Origin of the sequence: Streptomyces sp. NPDC001549, assembly GCF_042894025.1 — a bacterium.
GTDB classification, from domain to species: Bacteria; Actinomycetota; Actinomycetes; order Streptomycetales; family Streptomycetaceae; genus Streptomyces; species Streptomyces kutzneri.
Genome location: NZ_JBIAVJ010000042.1, coordinates 26,633 through 51,376, shown reverse-complemented (window position 1 = coordinate 51,376; position 24,744 = coordinate 26,633). Strand labels below are relative to the sequence as shown.

At 71.9% G+C, this 24,744-nt stretch carries 23 protein-coding genes; 11 read left to right on the top strand and 12 right to left on the bottom strand.

Annotation, left to right across the window (positions count from 1 at the left end):
• Positions 1 to 129: 129 nt before the first annotated feature.
• From ACFY04_RS40510 to ACFY04_RS40485, 6 genes are all read right to left on the bottom strand, one after another.
• Complete coding sequence (locus ACFY04_RS40510) at positions 130 to 885, bottom strand: SDR family oxidoreductase (protein WP_373042993.1); 756 nt, start codon at positions 883 to 885, stop codon at positions 130 to 132.
• 9 nt (positions 886 to 894) lie between these two features.
• Complete coding sequence (locus tag ACFY04_RS40505; RefSeq protein ID WP_389125536.1) at positions 895 to 1,686, bottom strand: SURF1 family protein; 792 nt, start codon at positions 1,684 to 1,686, stop codon at positions 895 to 897.
• Between the two features lie 194 nt (positions 1,687 to 1,880).
• A complete protein-coding gene (locus ACFY04_RS40500) occupies positions 1,881 to 2,114 on the bottom strand; it encodes a hypothetical protein (protein WP_030009585.1) in 234 nt (77 codons plus the stop codon).
• 92 nt (positions 2,115 to 2,206) lie between these two features.
• Complete coding sequence (locus ACFY04_RS40495; RefSeq protein ID WP_314249169.1) at positions 2,207 to 3,184, bottom strand: DEDDh family exonuclease; 978 nt, start codon at positions 3,182 to 3,184, stop codon at positions 2,207 to 2,209.
• A gap of 53 nt (positions 3,185 to 3,237) precedes the next feature.
• On the bottom strand, positions 3,238 to 5,835 hold the full coding sequence (locus ACFY04_RS40490; protein ID WP_389125533.1) for an MXAN_6230/SCO0854 family RING domain-containing protein: 2,598 nt from the start codon (positions 5,833 to 5,835) through the stop codon (positions 3,238 to 3,240).
• A 152-nt stretch (positions 5,836 to 5,987) separates the two neighbouring features.
• Complete coding sequence (locus ACFY04_RS40485) at positions 5,988 to 6,671, bottom strand: TetR/AcrR family transcriptional regulator (RefSeq protein WP_389125530.1); 684 nt, start codon at positions 6,669 to 6,671, stop codon at positions 5,988 to 5,990.
• Between the two features lie 124 nt (positions 6,672 to 6,795).
• On the opposite strand from ACFY04_RS40485, the gene ACFY04_RS40480 reads away from it, so the two are divergent.
• Genes ACFY04_RS40480 through ACFY04_RS40465 form a run of 4 tightly spaced genes read left to right on the top strand, consistent with a single transcriptional unit; the run spans position 6,796 to position 11,022 of the window.
• Positions 6,796 to 7,593: an acetoacetate decarboxylase family protein gene (locus ACFY04_RS40480; protein ID WP_389125528.1), complete on the top strand. Its 798-nt coding sequence runs from the start codon at positions 6,796 to 6,798 to the stop codon at positions 7,591 to 7,593.
• A gap of 1 nt (position 7,594) precedes the next feature.
• The gene (locus ACFY04_RS40475) at positions 7,595 to 8,479 is read left to right on the top strand and encodes an SDR family NAD(P)-dependent oxidoreductase (protein WP_389125526.1); all 885 of its coding nucleotides are present in this window, start codon (positions 7,595 to 7,597) and stop codon (positions 8,477 to 8,479) included.
• Between the two features lie 12 nt (positions 8,480 to 8,491).
• Complete coding sequence (locus ACFY04_RS40470) at positions 8,492 to 9,802, top strand: amidohydrolase family protein (RefSeq protein ID WP_389125523.1); 1,311 nt, start codon at positions 8,492 to 8,494, stop codon at positions 9,800 to 9,802.
• A complete protein-coding gene (locus ACFY04_RS40465) occupies positions 9,799 to 11,022 on the top strand; it encodes an amidohydrolase family protein (protein WP_389125521.1) in 1,224 nt (407 codons plus the stop codon). Before ACFY04_RS40470 ends, ACFY04_RS40465 begins: the two co-directional genes overlap by 4 nt.
• Before the next feature lie 77 nt (positions 11,023 to 11,099).
• On the opposite strand, the gene ACFY04_RS40460 is transcribed toward ACFY04_RS40465, so the two are convergent.
• Positions 11,100 to 13,211 (bottom strand): NACHT domain-containing protein, encoded by a 2,112-nt coding sequence (locus ACFY04_RS40460; protein WP_389125519.1) that lies wholly within the window; start codon positions 13,209 to 13,211, stop codon positions 11,100 to 11,102.
• A gap of 29 nt (positions 13,212 to 13,240) precedes the next feature.
• Positions 13,241 to 14,203, bottom strand: coding sequence for an NACHT domain-containing protein (locus tag ACFY04_RS40455; RefSeq protein ID WP_389125516.1), 963 nt, complete (start codon positions 14,201 to 14,203; stop codon positions 13,241 to 13,243).
• Positions 14,204 to 14,317: 114 nt separating this feature from the next.
• Here ACFY04_RS40455 and ACFY04_RS40450 point away from each other — a divergent pair, with 114 nt between their 5' ends.
• Genes ACFY04_RS40450 through ACFY04_RS40440 form a run of 3 tightly spaced genes read left to right on the top strand, consistent with a single transcriptional unit; the run spans position 14,318 to position 17,030 of the window.
• Entirely contained in the window at positions 14,318 to 15,247 is a 930-nt protein-coding gene (locus tag ACFY04_RS40450) for a sterol desaturase family protein (RefSeq protein WP_389125513.1), read from the top strand.
• Positions 15,244 to 15,957: a lysoplasmalogenase gene (locus ACFY04_RS40445; RefSeq protein ID WP_389125511.1), complete on the top strand. Its 714-nt coding sequence runs from the start codon at positions 15,244 to 15,246 to the stop codon at positions 15,955 to 15,957. The genes ACFY04_RS40450 and ACFY04_RS40445 overlap by 4 nt, the downstream gene beginning before the upstream one ends.
• 29 nt (positions 15,958 to 15,986) lie before the next feature.
• Positions 15,987 to 17,030, top strand: a complete 1,044-nt coding sequence (locus tag ACFY04_RS40440) for a zinc-dependent alcohol dehydrogenase family protein (protein ID WP_389125508.1) — start codon at positions 15,987 to 15,989, stop codon at positions 17,028 to 17,030.
• Positions 17,031 to 17,118: 88 nt separating this feature from the next.
• On the opposite strand, the gene ACFY04_RS40435 is transcribed toward ACFY04_RS40440, so the two are convergent.
• The gene (locus ACFY04_RS40435; protein ID WP_389125505.1) at positions 17,119 to 18,675 is read right to left on the bottom strand and encodes a S8 family serine peptidase; all 1,557 of its coding nucleotides are present in this window, start codon (positions 18,673 to 18,675) and stop codon (positions 17,119 to 17,121) included.
• Between the two features lie 257 nt (positions 18,676 to 18,932).
• Here ACFY04_RS40435 and ACFY04_RS40430 point away from each other — a divergent pair, with 257 nt between their 5' ends.
• The 3 genes from ACFY04_RS40430 (at position 18,933) to moaA (ending at position 22,091) form a co-directional block, all read left to right on the top strand.
• Positions 18,933 to 19,298 (top strand): DUF485 domain-containing protein, encoded by a 366-nt coding sequence (locus tag ACFY04_RS40430; RefSeq protein ID WP_389125502.1) that lies wholly within the window; start codon positions 18,933 to 18,935, stop codon positions 19,296 to 19,298.
• On the top strand, positions 19,295 to 20,923 hold the full coding sequence (locus ACFY04_RS40425; RefSeq protein WP_389125499.1) for a cation acetate symporter: 1,629 nt from the start codon (positions 19,295 to 19,297) through the stop codon (positions 20,921 to 20,923). The genes ACFY04_RS40430 and ACFY04_RS40425 overlap by 4 nt, the downstream gene beginning before the upstream one ends.
• Before the next feature lie 178 nt (positions 20,924 to 21,101).
• Positions 21,102 to 22,091, top strand: coding sequence for a GTP 3',8-cyclase MoaA (gene moaA / locus ACFY04_RS40420; RefSeq protein WP_030010460.1), 990 nt, complete (start codon positions 21,102 to 21,104; stop codon positions 22,089 to 22,091).
• A 53-nt stretch (positions 22,092 to 22,144) separates the two neighbouring features.
• On the opposite strand, the gene ACFY04_RS40415 is transcribed toward moaA, so the two are convergent.
• Entirely contained in the window at positions 22,145 to 22,396 is a 252-nt protein-coding gene (locus tag ACFY04_RS40415) for a hypothetical protein (RefSeq protein ID WP_389125496.1), read from the bottom strand.
• A 136-nt stretch (positions 22,397 to 22,532) separates the two neighbouring features.
• A complete protein-coding gene (locus ACFY04_RS40410; RefSeq protein WP_389125540.1) occupies positions 22,533 to 22,811 on the bottom strand; it encodes a DUF3099 domain-containing protein in 279 nt (92 codons plus the stop codon).
• A gap of 239 nt (positions 22,812 to 23,050) precedes the next feature.
• On the opposite strand from ACFY04_RS40410, the gene ACFY04_RS40405 reads away from it, so the two are divergent.
• On the top strand, positions 23,051 to 23,326 hold the full coding sequence (locus ACFY04_RS40405; RefSeq protein WP_314249200.1) for a GlsB/YeaQ/YmgE family stress response membrane protein: 276 nt from the start codon (positions 23,051 to 23,053) through the stop codon (positions 23,324 to 23,326).
• A 132-nt stretch (positions 23,327 to 23,458) separates the two neighbouring features.
• Here the strand turns inward: ACFY04_RS40405 and tyrS are convergent, their stop codons facing one another.
• Positions 23,459 to 24,727 carry a tyrosine--tRNA ligase gene (tyrS, locus tag ACFY04_RS40400; protein ID WP_389125494.1) on the bottom strand — a complete coding sequence of 423 codons (1,269 nt, stop codon included), beginning with the start codon at positions 24,725 to 24,727 and terminating at the stop codon, positions 23,459 to 23,461.
• Positions 24,728 to 24,744 lie beyond the last annotated feature (17 nt).

The window sequence follows — 24,744 nt, the reverse complement described above, 5'->3', positions numbered from 1 at the left end:
CTCAACTCCCTCGCCGACTACCTCACCAAGGTCGGAACCGCCAACCAGCAAACCGAGCAGAAATAACCATCAGGATTTCTGGCGCATCACACTAGTGCACCAGGCCGTCTCCTCCGGATCCTCCCGGGGTCAGAAGCCGTGCCGGGAGCCGCCGTCGACCGGGAGCATGATGCCCGTCAGGTACGACGCCGCCGGGGAGAGCAGGAAGGCCGCCGTGCGGCCGAACTCCTCCGGTGCGCCGTACCGGCGCAGCGGGATGCGGGACTCGTTCCCGGCACGCGCGGCCTCCGCATCACCGGACAGCGCGTCGAGCTCGCGCACGCGGTCGGTGTCGATGCGGGCCGGAAGCAGGCCGACCACCCGGATCCCGCGCGGGCCGAGCTCCAGCGAGAGGGACTTCGCGAAGCCGGCGAGGCCCGGGCGCAGGCCGTTGGAGATGGTCAGGCCGGGGATCGGCTCGTGGACCGAGCCCGACAGGACGAAGCCGATGACCCCGCCCTCGCCCAGCTCGGCGGCCGCCGCCCGGGCGAGGCGGACCGCGCCCAGGAAGACCGACTCGAAGGCCGCCGACCACTGTGCGTCGGTGTTGTCCGCCGCGAAGCCCGGCGCCGGGCCGCCCACGCTGATCAGGATGCCGTCGAGGCGGCCGAAGCGCTCCCGCGCGGTGGCGACGAGCCGTGCGGCCGCCTCCGGGTCGGAGTTGTCGGCCGCCACACCGGCCGCGTTCGGGCCGAGCTCGGCGGCGGCGTCGGCCGCCCGCTTCTCGTCCCGGCCCGTCAGGAGCACCTTCGCACCGTCGGCGGCCAGTTCCCGGGCGGAGGCGAGGCCGAGGCCGCGCGTGGCCCCGGTGACGATGTAGACACGGTCTTTCAGTCCAAGATCCATGCCGACACGCTACGCCGTCGCCGGCTCCTGCCGGGAGGCTTCGGCCCGGGCGGCCTCTTCCTCGCGCTCGCGCTTCTCCCGCCGTACGAGGACCACCCAGCCCACCGGAACCGCGCCGGCGAACAGCCACCACTGGACGGCGTACGCCATGTGCGGGCCGATCGAGTCGTGGTCGGGGTCGGAGACGGTCTCCGGGGTGCCGTCCGCCGGGGCCGGAGCGGTGAGCTCCAGGTATCCGCCGAGGACCGTCCGGCCCAGGTACTCCGCCTGCTGCTCGCTGTTGATCAGCATCACCTGGCGGTCCGGCAGGCCCTTGCGGTCCTTGATGCCGCTACCGCCGCTGGTCTCGTCGGCCTTCAGCCGGCCGGTGACCGTGACCTCGCCCGCGGGTGCGGCCGGCACCGGGGGGTAGGCGCGCGGGTCGTCGCCGCCCGCCACCCAGCCCCGGTTGACCAGGACCACCCGGCCGTCGGAGAGGACCAGCGGGGTCAGGACGTGGAAGCCGACCTTGTCGTCGTTGTCGGTGCGCATCCGGACGACGACCTCGTGCGCGGTGTCGTACGTGCCGGTCGCGGTGACCGAGCGCCAGAAGTCCGCGCGGGGGACCCGGTGCCCGGGGGAGGTGATCCCGGTCATGGGGACCGGCTTCGCCCGCAGGTTCGCCTCGATCAGCTGGTTCTGCGTGACCCGGTGCTCATGGCGGTGGTACTGCCAGAACCCCAGCTCGATCATCGCGGGGATGAGGGCGAGGGCCATCAGGGTGAGGAACACCCACTGCCGGGTCAGCACAAAGCGGTACACGCCCACGACGGTACCCGCAGCGCGAAGGACCCCGGCGGCCGGGTGGCCGTCCGGGGTCATGGCGTACGGAACGGGATGTCGGGACGGGATGCCGGGACGGGGTGTTGCAACGGGGTGTCGGGACGGGGTGTTGCAACGGGGTGTCGGGACGGGGTGTCGCAACGGGGTGTCGGGACGGGTCGCGACGCGGGGAGTCAGACGCGGTCGACGATGCCCACCTTCCCCTCCGCCCGGGCGCAGTGCGCCCCGCAGAACCACTGGCCCGCGACCTCGACACCCTGGCCGATGATCGAGACCCGGCAGTGCTCGCAGACGGGCGCCATGCGGTGGATGGCGCAGGAGAAGCAGTCGAAGACGTGCACGGCGCCCTGCGCGTGCACCTCGAAGGACATGCCGTAATCGTTTCCGCAGACCTCACAACGTGCCATGGGCCGAATGCTGCGCACGGGGAAGGAGCGGAACAAGATCCAGCGGGGTGAGTCGCCGCGCCTGCACCCGGCCGGCGCAACGGCTCTCCGGTTCAGGACTCGGCCGGGGCCACGTCCCGCAGCAGCTGGGTGAAGGCCGCCTCGTCGACGACCGGCGTGCCGAAGCTCTTCGCCTTGACCGTCTTGGAAGTCGCCGAATCGGGGTCGTTGGTCACCAGGAGGCTGGTGAGCCGCGACACACTCGTCGCGATGTGCAGGCCCGCCTCGACCGCACGGTCCTCCAGCAGCTCCCGCTCCACCGAGGTGTCACCGGAGAAGGCGATCCGCATGCCCTGCTTCAGCGGCTTGCCGTCCTCGAAGCGCCCCGGATTCGGGTGCGGGCACGGCGGCCGCTTGCGCGAGGGCCGCCAGCTGCTGCCCCGGTAGGAGGCCTGGTACCCGACCCGCGGGGTGACGGCGGAGTCCGACCACTCCGTCAGCGGCCGGCATTCCAGCAGGGGCAGCCGTACGCCGCCCTGCGCGGCCGCGTGCAGCGAGGGACGGAACGCCTCCGCGAGCACCCGGGCGTCGTCGAGCGCGTGGTGGGCGCGCTGCTGGACCACGCCGAAGTGCGCGGCGAGCGACTCCAGCTTGTGGTTGGGCAGCGGCAGGTTCAGTTCCTTCGACAGGGCGATGGTGCACAGCCGCTGACGGACCGGTGCGGTCGCGGCGGCCCGCGCGTACTCCCGGGCGATCATCTGCCAGTCGAAGATGGCGTTGTGCGCGACCAGTACCCGGTCCGCGAGCCGGTCGGCGAACTCCCCGGCGATGTCCTCGAAGAGCGGGGCGTCGGCGAGCATCGCGCTCGTCAGCCCGTGGATCCACACCGGTCCCGGGTCCCGCCGCGGGTTGACCAGCGTGTACCAGTGGTCCTCCACATTGCCCTGGGCGTCGAGCCGGTAGACGGCGGCGGAGACTATCCGGTCGTCGCGAGCGAGCCCGGTGGTCTCCACGTCGACGACCGCGTACCCCTGTGGGTACGCGGTCGGCCACATCGTCTCTGCGGTCGTACGGTCGTCGAGCATGGTCACAGAGGATATCGGCCCCGACTGACACCCGTGGCCGCACCGGCGCTTCCCGGCCGTCAGCCCAGGGCGGCGACCAGGTCGCCCGCCGCGAGCTGTTCGAGGCCGCAGCCGTCAACCGGCCCCGGCAGCAGCCGGTATACGGAGCCGCTCGCGCCGGCGGGCGCGACCTCGCCGTCCACCAGCGCGAGGAACACCGACCGCCCCGAAGCCGCGGTGCCCGCGAGGGCGTCGGCCTCCGCGGAGGCCAGCACGCCGTCCGGATCGCGCAGGCCGACCAGCCGGGCGGCGAAGGCTGCGGTGCCCTCGCCGGAGCCCCGGCGGTAGGTCCACAGTTCGTCGGGGTCGCTCGGCCGGGGCGTACGGCGCAGCACGGTCACCTCGCGGCAGCGCGCGGCCGCGTGCCAGCCGGCCAGCTCCCACAGGGTGGTGCGGCCGGTCGAGAAGTACTGGAACAGGTCGCGGCCGATCCGGGCCAGGTCCTCCTGGTGCGCCCACACGCTGTGGTAGCCCTCGTCGTCCGGCAGGTGGACGTCGGTCCACAGGAACCCGCGCCGCTCCAGGTCGACGAGGAGCGGCACGTGGATCCGGGAGTTGCCGACCAGGTCGTAGCGCTGGCGCACGGTCCGCGGGTCGTAGCGGGCGGTGCGGCCGGAGCGGGTGGGCAGGGCCATGAACCCGGCGAAGGCATCGGGCAGCAGCTCGAAGGGGATGTTGTTGAAGCTGAAGACGACCGGCATGGCGAAGCGCACACCGGAGTCGGCCAGGGCGTCCAGGTCGATGTCCACGTACTCGCTCGCCCCGTGCGGCGCCGGCGCCGAGACGAGGTCGCCGGAGTGGACGACGGCCCGCGCGCCGTACACGAGGTTCGTGAAGTCGCACAGGCCCGCGTAATTCCAGTCGGCGTCGAACAGCACCACCGACAGGTCCAGGTCCACGCGCTTGCGCGCCGGCTCCATCCAGTGCAGGAACATGCGCAGCACCTCGCCGTCCGGCAGCGCCTGGAAGCTGCCCTTGGGGACGGTGACCAGCGCCTTCGCCGCCGCCCGCTCGGCGGAGGGGACGTGGAGGTGGGCGAGGCGGGAGTCGAGGACCGCCATGTCGTACGGGTCGGCCGCGGCCAGCCGGCGCAGCACCTCGGCCTCGAACAGCTCGCACACCGCCCGGGTCACCGCCTCGGCCAGCGGGGCCCGGCCGTCGTCCACGGTGAAGGAGTGGGCGACCTGTCCGCGCGGGAAGAACACCCGCCGGGTACCGGGCAGATGGCGGATCCGCAGCCGCCCGAGCGCGGACAGCACGGGCCCCGGCCCGGCCTTCGGCAGCCGCTGCGCCAGTACCTCGGCGACCTGCGGCGCCAGGGTGTCGGCCGCGTACAGCCGCAGCAGGTGGTCCAGGCGCCGGACGAGCTCACCGGGCCGTTCGGCCAGCACGGCCAGGGCCCGGTCCGGATCCCCGCTGCGCAGGGCCTCCTCGGCGCGGCCCAGCCAGGTGGCCGCCCGGATGCGCGAGCCGTCGATCCGTACCGCGTGCGGGTACGCGGCCGCGGTGGCGAGCAGCGCGGCGCCGAGGGCGGTGCCGGTGGTGCCGGTGGTGTCGGTGCCGCGCAGCACGGCGAAGGCGAGGGCGGCGCGCGGGTGGCGGGCGTACCGCTCGAAGGGGTGCAGGATCTCGGCGGCCCGCTTCCACAGGTCCTCGTGGCGCAGTACGTCCTCGACGAGCAGCGCGGGATCGAGCCCGTCCAGGACGGCCAGCAGGTCGCGCCGCAGCGGGCGCGGCAGGGAGCGCAGGCGCGGGGGTTCCAGGAGGTCGGCCTCTCCGCCGGACCACACGGCGAGCAGCCGCAGCACGTCGGTGGCGGTGGTGAGCCTTTCGGGCAGCAGGGTCCGTACGGTCTCCCGCGTGCGGCGCTCGCGCAGCAGGGTGCCCAGCACCAGGGCCTTGGTCTCCCGCACCGGGACGGCGTCCGGGAGCCAGTCCAGGCCGGCCGGCACGTGGGCGAGGAGCACCCGGGCCTCCTCGGTGTCCTGCGGCGAGAGCGGGGTGCGGCGGGCCAGCAGCTTGCCGAGGGCGGTGACGGAGTCGGCCGCGCGGTCGGTGCCGAAGGCCAGCAGCCGCAGCGGACCGCCCCCGGAGGGAACCTCGCCCGGGTCCGGGGACGGCCGGATGAACGGGTCGTCGGCGTCGACGCGGCGGTGGCAGACCGGGCAGCCGGTGTAGTCGGCGCCGTCCCAGCAGGTCCGGCAGACCAGGTGGGCGCACGGGGCGACGGGGTGGACGCTGCCGACGGTCGCGCACAGCACGCACGGCTGGTCCGGCCACTGCAGGAGCAGGGTCAGGACGCGGTCGATCCACAGTGCGTGGGTGTCGTCGGGCACCGAGGCCGGGAACGAGCGGAACAGCGGCATGTGGGTGCGGTCCGCGCCCAGCAGGATGTCGATGTCCCCGATCAACTGCGTGCCGGCGGCGGCGAGTCCGGTGGGTCCCAGCCAGGCGAGTGCCGAACGCAGCGGGCCCGTCAGGGCGTAGCCCCGGTCGAGCAGTTCGGCTTCCAGGGCCGTCAGGCCCTCGGTCGTCGACGGGTCGCCCGGGCGTGGCCCGGCCTGGTCGACGTAGACGGTGTGCAGACGGCGCAACAGGACGGTCGACAGCTCGGGCAAAGGGGGGAGTCCTCCGGAACCGGAAAGGGAGAGTGGGCGGGGGCGGAGAGGGGACGCGCTACGGTTTTCAGAGGAAGGTGAGAAGGAAGCACGTCGCGGAGCCGCCCCCGCGCCGCAGATACAACCACGGGTGCGGGAGCGCGCCAAGCGATTTATCGCGGCGGGGCTGTGTCGGCTGTGTCGGCCGTGCCGGTCGTGTCGGCCGTGTCGGTCGCACCGTCCGGCGCGAGCAGGGCGTGCACCAGGGCCCGTACGGACAGCAGGAACAGCCGGTCCGGGTCCGCCGGGCGGGCCAGGGCGCGGGCGAGCGCCGGGTCGTGGGGGGCCGCGGCCGGGTCCCAGAGCTCGCTCTCGGCCGGGGACTGCGCGGGGGAGCGTTCGCGGTTGCGCTCGACGAGCAGGTACCCGACGACCTGGAACTGGACGGCGCGGACCGCGTCCGCCGCCCGGGCGCCGCGCAGCCCGGCGGCGTGCACCTCGTGGACGAGTGCCTGCTGGGCGGGCAGGAACATCCGCTCGGTGAGCCCGCGTTCGTGGACCATCGCGATCAGGTGCGGACGTGTCCGCAGCTCGCGGCGCAGGATCCGGGCCACCGCCATGATCCGGTCGGCCGGGGTGCGGCCGGTGGGCCGGATCGCGCCCATCTCCTCCACGGTCCGCTGGACGAGGGCGTCGAGCAGCGATTCACGGTTGCCGACGTGCCAGTAGATGGACGTCACGGCGGTGCCCAGCTCGGCGGCGAGCCCCCGCATGGTGAGCGCGGCCGGACCGTGCTGCATGACCAGGGACGCGGCGGCGTCCAGCACCTCGTCGCGGGTGAGCGTGGTTCTGGCCACGGTGTCCACCACCAATCTGTCGGATCGTCAATTCTGGTCCGTGCAGGGGTCTTTACCCTTCATCGGTGGCGGTGTAACTGTGTTACAGAACCGACTCCCCCCGAGCCGAGGGATGGTGCGAGACATGGCACGCGTACGGTACGGAGCGCGGACCGAGGCCGAGATCGCGGCGTCGCGCGAGAAGAGTTCCCAACTCCCCGACATCTGGTCCACCGGCGTCGTGGCCGTCTGGGAGAGCGACCCCGACGTGGTCGCGGCGGTCCTGCCGCCGCCGCTCAAACCGGCCGACCGGCCCCTGGTGCGGGCCAACATCAGCAAGGTCGACCTGCCCGGCTACCCGCTCGGCGCCGGCTCGGTGGCCGTCGCCGCCCGGCACGGCGGGGTCGAGGGCTGGTACCCCCTGGTCATGCCGATGACCTTGGAGCGCGCCCTGACCGGCGGCCGCGAGGTCTTCGGCGAGCCGAAGAAGCTGGGCGAGGTCACCGTGGAGCGCGACGGCCTCGTCGTACGGGCCGCTCTCGCCCGGCACGGGATCGCCTTCGTCGAGGTGCGCGGGGCGGTGGACCGCGCGCTGCCGCTGCCCGAGCCCGCCCAGAAGACCGACTTCTACTTCAAGTTCCTGCCCGCCGTGGACGGTTCGGGCTTCGACGTGGACCCGGTGCTCGTGCACTGCACGCGCAACGAGAAGGTCCGCAAGCTGGAGCACGTCACCGGCGACGTCGTGCTGCGGGAGTCGATGTTCGATCCGGTCGCCGACCTTCCCGTCCGCCGGATCGTGGAGATCACCATCGGCGAGAAGACCACCGACCAGAAGGGCCGGGTCGTCGAGCGGGTCAGCGCCCAGGCCCTGCTCCCGTACATCCACCAGCGCTACGACGACCCCATGCAGATCCTCGACGGACCGCCCGATGGGAGTGTCTGACATGCGACTCGAACCAGGACAGGTGGCCGTGGTCACCGGAGCCGCCGGCGGCATCGGCCTCGCCATGGCCCGCCGCTTCGCCGCCGAGGGACTGAAGGTGGTCCTCGCCGACGTCGAGGAGGGCGCCCTGCACAAGGCCGCCGACGAACTCGTCGCGGACGGGGCCCAGGTGCTCGCCGGAGTGGTCGACGTCAGCGACCGCGACTCCGTGATCGCGCTCGCCGACGCCGCCTACGAGGCCTTCGGCGCCGTGCACGTGCTCTGCAACAACGCGGGCGTCGGCTCCGGCGCCGAGGGCCGGATGTGGGAGCACGAGCCCAACGACTGGAAGTGGGCCTTCTCCGTCAACGTGTGGGGGGTCTTCCACGGCATCCAGGCCTTCGCCCCCCGCATGATCGCCGCCGGCGGCCCCGGCCACATCGTCAACACCTCCTCCGGCGACGGCGGCATCGCCCCGCTGCCCACCGCGTCCGTGTACGCCGTCACCAAGGCGGCCGTGGTCACCATGACCGAGTCGCTCTACGCCCACCTCAAGGCGGAGGGCGCCGCCGTCGGGGCCTCCGTCCTGTTCCCCGGACCGTACATGCTGCGCACCGGACTGTGGGAGTCGCACCGCAACCGGCCCGAGCGCTACGCGAAGGAGCGGCCGCGCAAGGCCCCGTACCGCAGCCTCGACCAGTACGAGGCCGCGATGAGGAAGGCCGGCCACGAGGTGGAATTCACCCCGGTCGAGGAGGTCGCCGAGCACGTCGTCGACGGAATCCGCGCCGGCCGCTTCTGGATGCTCCCGGCGAGCGAACACAGCGACCGGCAGATCCGCGCCCGGTCGCAGTCGATGCTCGACCGGGCCAACCCCGGCTACCTGGAAAGCTTCATCCTCGACTGAGGGGCGTCAGTGGTGAGTACGAACGAAGACCGGACCGAAGACCGGACCGAAGACCCGTACCTGATCATCTCCTCCGACTGCCACGCGGGCCTGCCCACCGAGCAGTACCGGCCCTACCTGGATTCCCGCTTCCACCCCCAATTCGACGAGTTCCTCGGCGAACGCGACGCCCGCCGGGCGGAGGCCACCCGCCTCGGCGTCCGCAACGAGGCCTTCGCCGAGAAGTGGTTCCACGACCACGAGGAAGGCCTCAAGGGCGGCTGGGACACCGGGCAGCGGCTGAAGGAACTCGACGGCGACGGTGTGGCCGCCGAGGTCGTCTTCCCCGACGCGGACGCCGTCGACAGCCAGACCGCCGCCCCCTTCGGCGTCGGCCTCGGCCTCTCCGGCGACCAGGACCCCGAGCTCGGCATGGCGGGCGCGCAGGCGCACAACCGCTGGCTCGCGGAGTTCGTGGGGCAGCACCCGGAGCGGCACTGCGGAGTCGCCCTGCTCCCCATCACGGGCGAGCCGGAGAAGGTCGTCGCCGAGATCCACCGGGCCAAGGCGTCCGGGCTGGGCGCGCTGATGATCCCCGCGATGTGGGTGGACAAGGCGCCCTACCACGACCGCCGCTACGACCCCGTCTGGGCGGCGGCCGCCGAGACGCAGATGCCGATCGTCACCCACTCCGGGTCCTCGCCGCGCCACGAGTACGGCGATCACCTGGGCATCTTCGTCTCCGAGGTCACCTGGTGGCCGGCCCGCCCGCTGTGGTTCCTGCTCTGGTCGGGGGTCTTCGAGCGCCACCCCGGGCTGAAGTTCGGCGTTGCCGAGGCGGGCTGCTGGTGGCTGCCGAACCAGCTGTGGTTCATGGACCGGCTCTACCTCGGCGCGCACGGCGGCAAGAAGCTCTCGCCGTTCGAGGAGCTGAAGCGGCCGCCCAGCGAGTACCTGGACCGCCAGGTCTTCATCTGCGCGACGAACACCAAGCGCCGGGAGCTCGCGCAGCGGTACGAGATCGGCGTGGACAACATCCTGTGGGGCTCGGACTTCCCGCACCCCGAGGGCACCTGGCCGAACACCCGGGCCTGGCTGAAGAACACCTTCCACGACATCCCGGTCGCGGAGACCCGCCGGATGCTCGGACTCGCGGCGGCCGGGGTCTTCGGCTTCGACACCGCGAAGCTGGCCCCGATCGCCCGCCGGATCGGCCCCACCCCGGCCGAGCTGGGCCAGTCCCCGGACCAGGCGGCGGTGGAGGCCTCCTGGGCCCGCTCCCGCGAGGTGGGCCGCCACTGGCTCACCGACAACGACTTCCCGGTGCTGGGGGTGAACCCGTGACGTCCGAGGACCGCTACACGGTGATCTCGGCGGACTGCCACGCGGGCGCCGACCTGCTGGACTACAAGCCGTACCTGGAGAAGCGCCACCACGAGGACTTCGACGCCTGGGCCGCCACCTATGTGAACCCGTACGAGGACCTCCTCGCGGACACCGCCGACCGGAACTGGAACTCGGCGCGGCGGCTCGCGGAACTGGAGGCCGACGGCATCGTCGCCGAGGTCCTCTTCCCCAACACCATCCCGCCGTTCTTCCCCAAGGCCTCCCTGATGGCCCAGCCGCCGACGGCCGCCGAGTACGAGATGCGCTGGGCGGGGCTGCAGGCCCACAACCGCTGGCTGGCGGACTTCTGCGCGGACGCGCCGGGGCGGCGGGCGGGGGTGGCACAGATCCTGCTGAACGACGTGGACGCGGCGGTCGGCGAGATCCGCCGGGCCCGGGCGGCCGGCCTGACGGGCGGCATCCTGCTCCCGGGCGTCCCGCCCGGCTCCACCGTCCCCGAGCTGTACTCCGCCGCCTACGACCCCATCTGGGCGGTGTGCGACGAGCTCGACGTCCCGGTCAACCACCACGGCGGCTCGGCCTCGCCGCCGCTCGGTGACGAACCTGCGGCCCGGGCCGTCTTCATGGTGGAGACGACCTGGTTCTCGCACCGCGCCCTGTGGCACCTCGTCTTCGGCGGAGCCTTTCGCCGCCACCCGGGCCTGAAGCTGGTCCTGACGGAGCAGGGCTCCGGGTGGATCCCCGGCGTGCTGGAGATGCTGGACTATTACCACGGCCGCCTGGTCGCGGCATCGGCCACGGCCGAGTCCAAGTTCGGGGCGGGCCTCGCGGAGTCGATGGGCCGGGGCCCGAGCGAGGTCTGGCGGGACAACTGTTTCGTGGGAGCGAGCTTCATGCGCCCCCACGAGGTCCCGCTGCGGGAGCGGATCGGCCTCGACAAGATCATGTGGGGCAGCGACTACCCCCACGACGAGGGCACCACCCCCTTCTCCCGCGAGGGCCTCCGCATCGCCTACGCGGGCCTCCCGCGCGAGGAGGTCGCCGCGATGGTCGGCGGCAACGCGGCCCGCGTGTACGGCTTCGACCTCGCCCTGCTGGACGCGGTCGCCGCCAAGCACGGCCCGCTGGTCTCGGAGATCGCGGAACCCCTGACGCAGATCCCGCCCGAGGCCACCAGCCCGGCATTCGCCCGAGGGGGGTCGGTCCGGGTCTGGTGACACCGGCTCCCGCCGGGGTCGCTCGGTCCGTGGGGGACCCGGGCCGCCCCGGCGGGCCCGCGCCCGGCCGGGGCGGCTCACGGGAGGTACGTGATCCGCTCCGGCGGCACGAGCTCGGCCCCGTGCACCCGGACGTTCGCCCCGACCTCGATCCGCAGTCGGTCCAGCGGTGCGAGGGGCGCGAGGTCGTACTCGCCCCCGTTGAAGAGGCTCAGCCTGGTCAGTTCGGGCAGCTCCCGCAGGGCGTGCAGGCCCGCGGGGAGGTCACAGTTGCTCAGGGCGAGCGTCTCCAGGCGGGGACACCGCAGGAGCGCTTCGGGGCCGAACCGCGCGTCGAGGACCTGGAGCCCCGTCAGGCCGCCCGGATTGGGCAGCGCCATGAAGTCCGCCACCCGCTCGGACCCGGAGAGCGTCAGCCAGGTCAGCCCCGGCCAGCGGTCGATCCCGTCCAGGGCCAGGTGCGCCGCCTGCGGCAGCAGGCTCAGCGCCGTCAGCCCCGGGGGAGCGGGCAGTTCGGAGACCCGGTCGATGCCGGCCACCGCGTAGTTCAGGTTCAGGACGGTCAGGGTGTCCATGCGGGCCAGCGGGGCGAGGCTCAGCCGGTCGCGGACGCCGGTGAGGGACAGGGTGTCCAGCCGCAGCGCGTTCAGGGGGTCGAGGAACTCGATCCTCGGGCAGTCGTACAGCCCGAGGGACGTCAGGTCCTCGAAGACCGTGAGGGGGGCCAGGCCGGTCAGCGGGCTGCGCAGCAGCGTGAGGTGGCGCAACCCCTGCAGGGCCAGTACCTCGGGGGGCAGCGGCCGGTCCCAGGTGAGGTGGATCCGTTCGATCCCGTGGAGCCGGCTCAGGGCGGCGAACTGGTCCCGGTTGCCCACCCACAGCTGGACGTCGTCCAGGCGGGTGCGCGCTAGCACCGCGTCGGCGTACCCGTTCACGTCCTCGAAGCGGTCCCAGCCGTCGGCGAGTTCCCGGCGCACCTTGTAGCGATCGTCCGGCCGGAACCGGGCGAGGCGCTCCATTGCCTGCTCGCCGCCGATCAGCGTGGCCGTCCGGACCGTGGCCGCGGCCGCGTCCTCCTCCAGGTACAGGGGTTCCGTCAGCAGCTCCAGCACCAAGGGGCCCGCCTTCGCCAGCTCCTGGGCCTGCGCGGCGCTGCGGGGCGGCAACAGTTCGGCCGTGCGCTGCTCGATCTCGGTGCGGACCGCCGGATCCAGCTCCGGCGCGTGTTCCAGGCAGGCCGCAGCCAGCAGGACCAGCCGGCTGCGGTACTTCTTCACCTTGTCCGCCCGTCCCAGGAGCCGCCGCAGCAGGGTGGCCCGCTCGTCCGGACGCGCGTGGCCCACGGCCATCCGTACGACGTCGTCCCAGGTGTCGTCGTGGGCGTTGCTCACCAGCACGCCCAGGTCGCGCGCCTCCACCGCGGCCTTTGCCCCGAGGTAGTCCTGGAAGGTCCGGTGGACGAAGTCGACCGATCCCGGCACCGGTTCGCGCAGCAGGCCGCTGCGGATGAGCAGGTGGCTGAAGACCTCGGCCGCGCTGCCCTGCGCCCGAACCTGGGGCATGGAGTCGAGCCACTTCTCCACCATCTCCACGACCTCGTCGCAGTCGGCCTCCGTCTGGCCGTTGCGGATCAGCCAGTACGCCAACCGCTGGAGCAGCAGGGTCTGTTCGTCACGGGTGAGGTGGACCTCCTCGACCCCGGTGATCTCCCGCTCGGCGTCCCGCCGGACGAGGAGCATCTCCAGGGCCGCGTCGTACAGCTCTTTGCGGGCCCGGGGCAGTTGCATCCTCCGGTCCCGGTTGAGCGCGCACAGCAGGGCGCACATCAGGGGGTTGGAGGCGAGGGCGGCCAGATCGCGCCGGGTGCCCACGGCCTCCCGCAGGGAGGCCTCGTACGCGTCGATCTCCGCCCGCTCCGCGTCGCGCGCGTCCTCGGCCCGAGCGGCCTCGTGCCAGTGCCCGATGAAGACGCCCGTGTCCTCCCGTTTCATGGGCAGCAGGGAGTACGAGGCGAAGCCCTGGCCGGCCGGCCAGTCCTCGGGGACCGCCGACGGCCGGGTCGTCACGACGAACCGAGCCCGCGGGAAGGCCGCGACGAGACCGCGGAGCCACACCTGGGTCCGGCCGCGCAGGCGCAGCGGCACCTCGTCCACCCCGTCGACGAGTACGAGGGCCCGCCCGGCCCGCATCAGCCCCTCGGCCCAGCCAGCCGGGGCGCTCAGCGGTACTCCGGAGGCGGAGAGAACTCCTCCGGCAGCGGCAGGCGTTCGGCGGAGGTGAAGGACCGCAGCCGCAGGACGAACGGCACACAGGCGTTCCACGGGGCGAGGTCTCCCTCGAAGGACCGCCGGGCCGCGTTGACCGCCAGCCACTGGATGAGGGTGGTCTTCCCGGATCCGGCGGGCCCGCGCAGCAGGATCCGGTCCGCCGAGGCCAGGGCGCGTTCGGCCCTCTGCGCGGTCTGGTGCGGTTCGGCCTTCCCGGGGAGCAGTTGCTCCCCGCCCACCGCGAGGCTGATGTAGGCCACGTCCAGCGGCCACTCCTGCCGGGAGCGGCTCAGGGTGACGCCGAAGAGCTGGAGGCGGCCGTGGGTGCGGGCGAGGTAGTCGCCGTAGCGCTCCTCGAAGGCGTGGTCGGCTCCGTCCGCGCCGCCCTCCTGGAGCGTGCGCACCGCCCGGGTCAGCTCCCCGGTCCGGCGGATGACCTCCACGTCCGCCCGCGCCGCGAAGGCCGGCAGCCGGGTCATGTGTTCCAACGCGTGTTCGCAGCTCAGGGCGACCAGGGCCCGGTACAGTTTCTGGCCGGCCACGCTCAGCCCGGCCGGCGGGCCGTGGGCGCGCACGTGCGCGGCGAGGGCCGTCGGGGACAGGTCCAGGGAGAGCATCGTGTCCATGTCCAGGGCGCCCAGCGCGGCGAAGGCGTCGCCGACGGCGTCCACGGCCGCAAGGCGCTCGTGCTCGGGCAGGTGGGCCGTCGCTCCGCCCATCCGTCCGGCCAGGGTCTCCGTGAGCCGCCGGATCTCCGGATCGCGCAGCTCCGGAGGGGGACGGCGCCAGCGTTGTCCCGGGCCGACCGGGTCCTGCGTCAGGCCCGCGCCCGGGGTCCGGGCCAGGAAGGACTTCACCACCGCGCTCGCCGCGGTGGCCGCCACCCGTAGAAGAAGCGTCTCGAATCCCGTCACGTGGCCTCCCCGCCCTGGCCGACCAGTATCGGCGGTACCCGCGGTAACCCGGATGGATACCGATCGGTAACAACCCCTAGCGGCACCCCCGAGGGCGCCTCTATGGTGCGGGACATGCCGAACCTGCCCGATGTCGTGCTGTGGTCCATACCTGCCTTTGTGCTGCTCACCGTCATCGAGGTGGTGAGCTACCGGCTCCATCCCGACGAGGACGCCGCCGGCTACGACACCAAGGACGCCGTCACGAGCGTCACCATGGGGCTCGGCAGTATCGGCTTCGACCTTCTCTGGAAAATCCCGGTCGTCGCCGTCTTCACCGCGGTCTACGAACTGACCCCGCTGCGCGTGCCGTTCCTGTGGTGGACCGCGCTGCTGATGCTGCTCGCGCAGGACTTCCTCTACTACTGGCAGCACCGCCTGCACCACGTCATCCGCATCCTATGGGCCTGCCACGTGGTCCACCACAGCAGCCGGCGGTTCAACCTCACCACCGCCCTGCGCCAGCCCTGGACCAGCGCCACCACCTGGTGGTTCTACCTGCCGATGGTGGCCCTCGGCGTGCACCCGGCGGCGATCCCGTTCTGCTACGGGATCAACCTGCTCTACCAGTTCTGGGTCCACACCGAGCGCATCGGCAAGCTGCCGCGGCCCTACGAGTACGTCTTCAACACCCCCTCCCACCACCGCGTCCACCACGCCTCGCAGGGCGGCTACCTGGACCGCAACTTCGGCGGCATCCTGATCGTCTGGGACCGGATGTTCGGTTCCTGGGTGGGGGAGACGGACAAGCCCGTCTACGGGCTCACCAAGAACATCGGCACCCACAACCCGCTGCGCGTGGCCACCCACGAGTACGCGGCCATCGCCCGGGACGTGCGCGCCGCCGGGAGCTGGCGCCAGCGGGCCGGACACGTCTTCCGCGGCCCCGGCTGGCAGCCCGCCCCCGCATCCGCCCCCGCCCCCGGATCAGCATCCGCCCCCGCTCCGGCCGCCGGCGCCGCAGCCGACCCCGCCGCCCCGGCCGTACAGGAGACCACCGCGTGAGCACCGCCGAGTCCCCGGGCCGACCCGCCCCCGCCTGGGCGGCGGACCAGGCACCGGCCGGCCGGCCGCGCCTCGGCCGCATCGCCCTCGTGGCCTTCGCCGTGGCCGCCGCCGTCGACCTCGGCTCGCTGCTCGCCGGCTGGCACCTCGGGCACGTCATCGCCAAGCCCCTGCTGATGCCGCTGCTCGTGACCCACATGGCCGCCCGCGGCGCGCCCCGGCTGCTGCTCGCCGCCCTGCTGTTCGGCTGGGGCGGGGACCTGGCCCTGCTCTTCGACGCCGAGCCCGCCTTCCTCGTAGGCATGGGCTCCTTCGCCGTCGGGCACGTCTGCTACCTCGTCCTCTTCGGCAAGCGGCCCGCGAACCCGCTGGTCGGAGGCGCGTACACGCTCGCCCTCCTCGGCACCGTCGCCCTGCTGTGGTCCGACCTGCCGGCCGACCTGCGGATCCCCGTGGCCGGCTACAGCCTGCTGCTCACGGCCATGGCGTTCCGCTCCAGCGCCCTCGGCCTGCGGGCCGGGATCGGCGGCGGGCTGTTCCTGCTCTCCGACACCCTCATCGCCACCGGCGTCGCCGAATGGCCCCAGCTGCCCCGACCGGACTTCTGGATCATGGCCACGTACCTCGCCGCCCAGTACCTGCTGGCCACTGGCGCGACCTCGCGGGAAGCAGGCGTACGGTATGACGGTTCCACAGTCGTACAAGACTGAACGATCCCGAACCGGAGGACTGCACCACCATGCGCGCCACCGTCATCCACGCCCCCCACGACATACGCGTGGAGGAGGTGCCCGACGCTGCGATCCAGCGCCCCGAGGACGCCGTCGTCCGCGTCCTGCGTGCCTGTATCTGCGGCAGCGACCTGTGGGCCTACCGCGGCGAGGCCGAGCGTCAGCCCGGCCAGCGCATCGGCCACGAGTTCCTGGGCATCGTCGAGGAGACCGGCTCCGCCGTGTCCGGCGTGCGGGCCGGTGACCTCGTCGTCGCGCCCTTCATGTGGTCGGACGGCACCTGCGAGTACTGCAAGGAGGGCCTGTTCACCTCCTGCGACCACGGCGGTTTCTGGGGCTCGGTCGGCCACGACGGAGGCCAGGGCGAGGCCGTCCGCGTCCCGCACGCCGACGGCACCCTGGTGACGCTGCCCGCCGGGGCCGTTTCCGACGACCACCTGCTGACCGGGCTGCTCGCGCTGTCCGACGTCATGGGCACCGGCCACCACGCGGCGCTGGGCGCGGGCGTGCGCATGGGCTCCACGGTCGCTGTCGTCGGCGACGGCGCGGTCGGCCTGTGCGGCGTCCTCGCCGCCAAGCGCCTGGGAGCCGAGCGGATCATCGCGCTGGGCCGCCACACCGCACGTACGGACATCGCCAAGCTCTTCGGGGCCACCGACGTCGTCGCCGAGCGCGGTGAGGCCGCCGAGGCGGCCGTGCGCGAGCTCCTCGGCGGCCGGGGCGCGCACGCGGTCATCGAGGCGGTCGGCACCGAGGAGTCGATGCGCACCGCCGTGAACATCACCCGCGACGGCGGGGCCATCGGCTACGTCGGCGTCCCGCACGGCAGCGGCACCGGCCTCGACCTCGGTGTCATGTTCGACCGCAACATCACCCTGCGCGGCGGCGTGGCCCCGGTTCGCGCGTACATCCCGGAGCTGCTGGAGGACGTGCTCAGCGGCGCGATCGACCCGGCGCCCGTCTTCGACCGGACCGTGTCCCTGGACGAGGTCCCGGACGGCTACCGGGCGATGGACGACCGCAGCGCGCTCAAGGTGATGATCAAGCCCTGACCTGCCGGACGGACGAACGGACGGACGGACGGACGGGCCGGGCGGGTGATCCCCGCCCGGCCCGTCCGCCTCGTTCCGGCAGCGGCCGCTACTTCACGGCCTTGAGCGCGTCGATCACGCCGTAGCCGTAGTAGCCCGTCTGCCCCCACTTGCTCTGGCAGGTGGTGGCGTCGATCAGGGTGCCCGCGGCGTCGTATATCTGCGCCGGACAGGCCGCCTTCGTGGACTGGGCCTTCAGCATCGCCTGGAGCTGAGAGGGCGTGGCCGACGGGTGGGTGCTCTTGAGGAGCGCCGCGACGCCCGCGACGTGCGGAGCGGCCATCGAGGTGCCCTGCTTGTAGCCGTAGCCCCCGCCCGGGACGGTCGACAGCACGCGCCCGTTGGCGTCCGGGGTGTCCGGGACCTGCCACTTGTCGCCGCCGGGGGCGGCGACGTCCACGACCCCGAGGCCGTAGCTGGAGTAGTACGAGCGCAGGCCCTTGTCGCCGGTCGCGGAGACGGTGACCACACCCGGCAGCTGCGTGGGCAGGTCCAGGCAGACCTTCGGGTCGATGGTGCGCGGCACCGGGGTGGTGTCGTTCGGGCTGGTCTCGTCGACGAGGGAGTCGGCCGCCAGGTCCTGGTTGGAGTTGCCGGCCGAGGCGATGTGGAGCGTGCCCTTGCGCTCGGCGTACTTGGTGGCCCGGCCGATGGCCTCCACCAGCGCCTTCTGGTCGTCGTCGGACTTGCAGTTGAAGAGCCACGGGTCGACGTAGTAGCTGTTGTTGGTCACCTCGATCCCCTTCTCGGCGGCGAACATGAAGCCGCAGACGACCGCCTCGGTGTAGAAGAGGCTGGTCCCGGGCTCGCTCACCTTGATCGCGGCGATCTTCACGCCCGGCGCGACACCGCTGACGCCGATGCCGTTGCGCGCGGCTCCGATGGTGCCGGCCACGTGCGTGCCGTGGTCGCTCCCGTCGGCGTACGGGCGCCAGGCGCCCTCGGTGGTGTCGGCGACGCCGCCCACGCAGTTGGCCGACTGGCTCCTGGAGAAGTTCGGGGCGAGATCGGGGTGGGTGTCGTCGACACCCGTGTCGATGATGCCCACGGTGACGTTCCGGCTGCCATCGTTGATCTTGTGAGCCTTGTCGGCCTTGATCGTCCGCAGGTCCCACTGGTTGGGCTCCAACGGCTCCTGACCCTCCTGGGCCGCTGCCGCCGCCTTGGCGGCGTCCGCCGCGCTCAGCTGCTGGGTCGCACCCTCCTCGGTGGTCCGCGCCGCCGACATCGGGGCCGTCCGGGTGGCGCCGACCGACACGAACAGGCCGCGCTGGGCTCGCAGCTGCTTGGCGAAGTCCGGGTTCTGGGAGTGTGCGACCACGACCCCGATCTGTTCATAGGACGTCACCACCGTTCCGCCGGCCCGCTCGACGGCCTTCTTCGCCGCCTGCACCGTGGCGTACGCGTTCAGGTTGGCCACGTACGACAGCTTGGGGCCGGAGGTGTCGGCCTGCGAGGCCGTCGCCGTGCCGGCCGTACCGCCCAGCGGGGCGGCCGAGGCCGAGACCGCGGGCAGGAAGGCGAGCGAGGCGGTGAGCGCCAGGCCGACGGGTACGGCGAGAGCACGGCTGCGCTTCTTGGGCGCACGCGACCCCAGCTGATCCATGGGTTCTCCAGGTCATCTTCGAAAAAGCCGCCCGGACGCGATCGCGTCGGGCGGGTTCATGACAAGTGAACCTAGCGTCGCCGTTCCCCTCTACGCCATCAGTTCGAGAAATCAGTTCCCGAAGAATCAACGGGTGTTGAACCGTCCTGCCGCGCCGTCCGTGCCGTTGACAGGGGGGATCGGCACCACCGTCCCCCCACACGGAGGTTGTTTTGTCCGTCGTCCCCACCGCACCCGCGTCACAAGGAGATCCCCCCGTGACCACCGAAGCAGCGCCGCCGCCGGGCAGCGCGGGAACGCCACCGGCCGCCCCCACGGCAGACGACTACGCGAGCGTCCAGCAGAGCGCGGAGTTCGCCGAACTGCGCAGCTCCTACCGCTCCTTCGCCTTCCCGCTCACCGTGGCCTTCATCGCCTGGTACCTGCTCTACGTCCTGCTGTCCAACTACGCGGGCGGCTTCATGGGGACCAAGCTCTTCGGCAACATCAACGTCGCCCTCGTGCTCGGCCTCGCCCAGTTCGCGACGACCTTCCTGATCGCCTGGCTCTACGCACGGCACGCGGCCGCGCAGCTCGACCCCAGGGCCGAGGCCATCAAGGCGCGGATGGAGGCCGCCGAATGAGCGGCGCGACGCACCTGACGACGCTCGCAGCGGGAGCCTCCGAGCACCGCCCGCTGATCATCACCCTGTTCGGGCTGTTCGTCGTCGCCACCCTGATCATCACCGTCTGGGCCGGCCGCCAGACCCGGGGTGCCGCCGACTTCTACGCGGGCGGCCGCCAGTTCACCGGCTTCCAGAACGGCCTCGCCATCTCCGGCGACTACATGTCCGCCGCGTCCTTCCTCGGCATCGCCGGAGCCATCGCCCTCTTCGGCTACGACGGCTTCCTCTACTCGATCGGCTTCCTCGTCGCCTGGCTGGTCGCCCTGCTGCTCGTCGCCGAGCCGCTGCGCAACTCCGGCCGCTACACGATGGGCGACGTCCTCGCGTACCGGATGCGCCAGCGGCCCGTCCGTACCGCCGCCGGCACCTCCACCATCGTGGTCTCGATCTTCTACCTGCTCGCCCAGATGGCCGGCGCCGGCGTGCTCGTCTCGCTGCTCCTGGGCATCACCAGCGACGGCGGCAAGGTGGCCGTCGTCGCGCTGGTCGGCGTACTGATGATCGTCTACGTGACCATCGGCGGCATGAAGGGCACCACCTGGGTCCAGATGATCAAGGCGGTGCTGCTGATCGCGGGCGCCCTGCTGATCACCCTCCTGGTGCTGGTGAAGTTCAACTTCAACATCTCCGACCTGCTGGGCAAGGCCGCCGAGAACAGCGGACAGGGGACGAAGTTCCTCGAACCCGGGCTCAAGTACGGCAAGGACCCGACCTCGAAGCTGGACTTCATCTCGCTCGGCCTCGCCCTCGTCCTCGGCACCGCGGGCCTGCCGCACATCCTGATCCGCTTCTACACGGTGCCCACCGCGCAGGCCGCCCGTAAGTCCGTCCTCTGGGCCATCGGCATCATCGGCGGCTTCTACCTGATGACGATCGCCCTCGGCTTCGGCGCCGCGGCGCTGCTCGACCGCGACGAGATCATCAAGTCCAACAAGGCCGGCAACACCGCCGCACCCCTGCTCGCCCAGGCCGTCGGCGGCGGCCCCGACTCCACGGGTGGCGCCATCCTGCTGGCCGTGATCTCCGCGGTCGCCTTCGCCACCATCCTGGCCGTCGTCGCGGGCCTCACCCTCGCCTCCTCCTCGTCCTTCGCGCACGACCTGTACGTGAACGTGATCCGCAAGGGCAAGGCCACCGAGAAGGAGGAGATGCGCGCGGCCCGCTGGTCCACCGTCGTCATCGGGGCCGTCGCCATCGGCCTAGGCGCACTGGCCCGCGACCTGAACGTGGCCGGCCTGGTCGCGCTCGCCTTCGCGGTCGCCGCCTCCGCGAACCTGCCGACGATCCTCTACAGCCTCTTCTGGAAGCGCTTCACCACCCAGGGCGCGCTCTGGTCCATCTACGGCGGACTGATCTCGGCGGTCGGCCTGGTGCTGTTCTCCCCGGTCGTGTCCGGAAAGCCCACCTCGATGTTCAAGGACGCGGACTTCTTCTGGTTCCCGCTGGAGAACCCGGGGATCATCTCGATCCCCCTCGGCTTCCTGCTGGGCTGGCTGGGAACCGCCCTCTCCAAGGAGAAGGCCGACCCCCAGAAGTTCGCCGAGCTGGAAGTGCGATCCCTCACCGGAACCGGGGCGCACTGACATCGTCCGAACACCCAGCGTGGCCGCGTCGTAGATCTCTACGACGCGGCCACGTTACGTCTCGTTCATTCGGGCACCTCTGGATGACACAGGGGTCCCGTAGTCTCGAAATAGAACGCGTGAAGTAGATCCAATGTCCGCGCGTACCTCTACTTCCGGACAGGGGAGGGGGCCCACAGTGCTTCTCGACACCTACGGCCGCGTGGCCACTGACCTGCGCGTCTCACTGACCGACCGGTGCAATCTGCGCTGCACCTACTGCATGCCCGAAGAAGGGCTGCAGTGGCTCGGCAAGTCGGACCTGCTCAGTGATGACGAGATCGTCCGGCTGATCCGCATCGCGGTCACGCAGCTGGGGATCACCGAGGTCCGGTTCACCGGCGGAGAGCCGCTGCTGCGGCCCGGTCTGGTCGGTATCGTCGAGCGGTGCGCGGCCCTGGAGCCCCGCCCCAAGATGTCGCTGACCACCAACGGCATAGGTCTCAAGCGCACGGCGCAGGCCCTGAAGGCCGCCGGGCTGGACCGGGTGAACGTGTCCCTGGACACCCTGCGGCCCGAGGTCTTCAAGACCCTCACCCGCCGCGACCGGCACAAGGACGTCATCGAGGGCATGGCCGCGGCCCGCGAGGCCGGCCTCACCCCCGTCAAGGTCAACGCCGTGCTCATGCCCGGCCTCAACGACGACGAGGCCCCCGACCTGCTGGCCTGGGCCGTGGAGAACGAGTACGAGCTCCGCTTCATCGAGCAGATGCCGCTCGACGCCCAGCACGGCTGGAAGCGCGACGGCATGATCACCGCCGGAGACATCCTGGAGTCCCTGCGCACCCGCTTCACGCTCACCGAGGAAGGCGCCGTCGAGCGCGGATCCGCCCCGGCCGAGCGCTGGGTGGTCGACGGGGGCCCGGCCACCGTCGGTGTCATCGCCTCGGTCACCCGGCCGTTCTGCGGCGCCTGCGACCGTACGCGGCTCACGGCCGACGGCCAGGTGCGTACGTGCCTGTTCGCCACCGAGGAGTCGGACCTGCGCGCGGCCCTGCGCTCGGGCGCCCCGGACGAGGAGATCGCGCGGCTCTGGAAGGTCGCGATGTGGGGCAAGAAGGCCGGGTCCGGTCTTGACGACCCGTCCTTCCTGCAGCCCGACCGCCCGATGTCCGCGATCGGCGGCTGACCGGGTCCCGGGTCCCGGGACCCGAGTCCGGGTCCCGGTCGGTTCAAGCCAGGTCAGCGCGGGCGGTCCGAGCCCTCCGGCTGCACCCACTCGTCCAGCTTCACGACGTCCTTGAGGAAACCGCGGACCCCCAGGAACTGGGAGAGGTGTTCGCGGTGCTCCTCGCACGCCAGCCAGGTCTTGCGCCGCTCCGGCGTGTGCAGCGTCGGGTTGTTCCACGCCAGGACCCACACGGCCGCGTCGCGGCAGCCCTTGGCGGAGCAGGTGGGGTTCTCTTCGGGGCCGGCGGCGCTGGAGGAAGTCACAGCCCCACATTAGAACGGAATGGCGACGCCGAGCAGCCACGGGGGGAGCTGCCCGGCGTCGGTCCGTCGCTCCGACGGGGGATGCGGAGCGCGTGAGCAGTATGTCACGCAGGACCCGGTGGAGTGCACCGGAACTTCACGATTGATCTGAGCTCTTCTTGAGGTTTCCCGGGTCCAGTGCCGGTCGCACGGGGGCCGGGGCGAAGTGCGAGGGCAGCGAGGGCGTCGACTCGCGCCCGGCGTTGGCGATGACCACGGCAACGTAGGGGAGCAGGGCTCCGGCCACGAGCGTCACGATGGCCACCGGGCGCTGCACGTTCCACAACAGCACGGTCGCGATGACCGACAGGGTCCTGATCGTCATCGAGATCACGTACCGGCGCTGGCGGCCCCGCACGTCCTCGGCGAGACCCATCCGGGCACCGGTGATCCGGAAGACCTCGGCCCCGTTCCGCTTCTGCCGCTTCGTCCGCTCCACGCTCCACCACCCGATCGCCAACCGGGCACTCCCGGCCCGGACCCTCCCACGGTACGCCCGCCCCCGGGCCGGGAGGAGAGGGGGGACCCCCGTACGGCACTGTCCGAAATGCGTCGTACGCCGGATGGGCCGACACTGGGCGCACGTGCGCACAACGCGCCAGGAGGAGGCTCGACATGGGTTGGTTGTGGGCGATCATCGTCGGTTTCGTGCTGGGGCTGATAGCCAAGGCCATCCTGCCGGGCAAGCAGCACCAGCCGCTGTGGCTGACCACCCTCTTCGGTATCGCCGGTGCCGTCCTCGGCAATGCGGTGGCCACCTGGATCGGTGTCGGTGAGACCGCGGGCATCGACTGGACCCGGCACCTGCTGCAGATCGTCGGGGCGGTCGTCATCGTCGCGCTCGGCGAGATGATGTACGGAGCGATCAAGGGCAAGCGGCAGACGACATGACGCACCGCGGGCCATCCGCGGGTCATGACGGAGGGGCCGGCCGGACCCAGGGGGTACCTCCCAGCGGTAGCTGGGGGAGTCCGAACCGGCCCCTCCGCCGTGTTCTGCCGTGCTCACGCGCCCTGCGAGGCGTCAGGCGCCGGTGACCTCCACCGCGGCCAGGTTCTTCTTGCCCCGGCGCAGCACCAGCCAGCGCCCGTGGAGCAGGTCCTCCTTGGCGGGGACCGCGTCCTCGGCGGTGACCTTCGCGTTGTTCACGTAGGCGCCGCCCTCCTTCACGGTCCGGCGGCCGGCCGACTTGCTCGCGACCAGGCCGGTCTCCGCGAGCATGTCCACCACGAGGCCGGGCTCCGTCACCTGGGCGTGCGGCAGCTCGGACAGGGCCGCGGCCAGCGTGGCCTCGTCCAGCTCCGCCAGGTCGCCCTGACCGAACAGTGCCTTCGACGCGGCGATCACGGCGGCGCACTGGTCGGCGCCGTGCACGAGCGTCGTCAGCTCCTCGGCCAGCGCCCGCTGGGCGGCGCGCGCCTGCGGCCGCTCGGCGGTCTGCGCCTCCAGCTCCTCCAGCTCCTCACGGGACTTGAAGGACAGGATCCGCATGTAGGTGGAGATGTCCCGGTCGTCCACGTTCAGCCAGAACTGGTAGAACGCGTACGGCGTGGTCATCTCCGGGTCGAGCCACACGGCCCCGCTCTCGGACTTGCCGAACTTGGTGCCGTCCGCCTTGACCATCAGCGGGGTCGCCAGCGCGTGCACGACCGCGCCCGGCTCGACCCGGTGGATCAGGTCGAGTCCGGCCGTCAGGTTGCCCCACTGGTCGGAGCCGCCCTGCTGGAGCACGCAGCCGTAGCGCCGGTACAGCTCCAGGAAGTCCATGCCCTGGAGCAGCTGGTAGCTGAACTCGGTGTAGCTGATGCCCTGGTCGGAGTCGAGCCGCTTGGCGACCGAGTCCTTCGTCAGCATCTTGTTGACGCGGAAGTGCTTGCCGATGTCCCGCAGGAACTCGATGGCGGACATGCCCGCCGTCCAGTCCAGGTTGTTCACCATGAGCGCCGCGTTCTCGCCCTCGAAGGACAGGAACGGCTCGATCTGGGTGCGCAGCCGGGTCACCCAGTTCGCGACGGTCTCCGGGTCGTTCAGGGTCCGCTCGGCCGTCGGTCGCGGGTCGCCGATCTGCCCCGTGGCCCCGCCGACCAGCGCCAGCGGCCGGTTGCCGGCCTGCTGGAGCCGGCGCACGGTGAGCACCTGGACCAGGTGCCCCACGTGCAGCGAGGCCGCGGTCGGGTCGAAGCCGCAATAGAAGGTGACCGGACCGTCCGCGAAGGCCTTGCGCAGGGCTTCTTCGTCGGTGGACTGGGCGAAGAGCCCGCGCCACTTCAGTTCGTCGACGATGTCAGTCACGGTCGTGACTCTCCTTG

Coding starts and splice junctions, on each gene's coding strand:
- ACFY04_RS40435 (WP_389125505.1), bottom strand. CDS start 18,675: ATGGATCAGCTGGGGTCGCGTGCGCCCAAGAAGCGCAGCCGTGCTCTC.
- ACFY04_RS40405 (WP_314249200.1), top strand. CDS start 23,051: ATGGGTTGGTTGTGGGCGATCATCGTCGGTTTCGTGCTGGGGCTGATA.
- ACFY04_RS40425 (WP_389125499.1), top strand. CDS start 19,295: ATGAGCGGCGCGACGCACCTGACGACGCTCGCAGCGGGAGCCTCCGAG.
- ACFY04_RS40500 (WP_030009585.1), bottom strand. CDS start 2,114: ATGGCACGTTGTGAGGTCTGCGGAAACGATTACGGCATGTCCTTCGAG.
- ACFY04_RS40475 (WP_389125526.1), top strand. CDS start 7,595: ATGCGACTCGAACCAGGACAGGTGGCCGTGGTCACCGGAGCCGCCGGC.
- ACFY04_RS40480 (WP_389125528.1), top strand. CDS start 6,796: ATGGCACGCGTACGGTACGGAGCGCGGACCGAGGCCGAGATCGCGGCG.
- ACFY04_RS40410 (WP_389125540.1), bottom strand. CDS start 22,811: ATGGGTCTCGCCGAGGACGTGCGGGGCCGCCAGCGCCGGTACGTGATC.
- ACFY04_RS40460 (WP_389125519.1), bottom strand. CDS start 13,211: ATGCGGGCCGGGCGGGCCCTCGTACTCGTCGACGGGGTGGACGAGGTG.
- ACFY04_RS40440 (WP_389125508.1), top strand. CDS start 15,987: ATGCGCGCCACCGTCATCCACGCCCCCCACGACATACGCGTGGAGGAG.
- ACFY04_RS40510 (WP_373042993.1), bottom strand. CDS start 885: ATGGATCTTGGACTGAAAGACCGTGTCTACATCGTCACCGGGGCCACG.
- ACFY04_RS40450 (WP_389125513.1), top strand. CDS start 14,318: ATGCCGAACCTGCCCGATGTCGTGCTGTGGTCCATACCTGCCTTTGTG.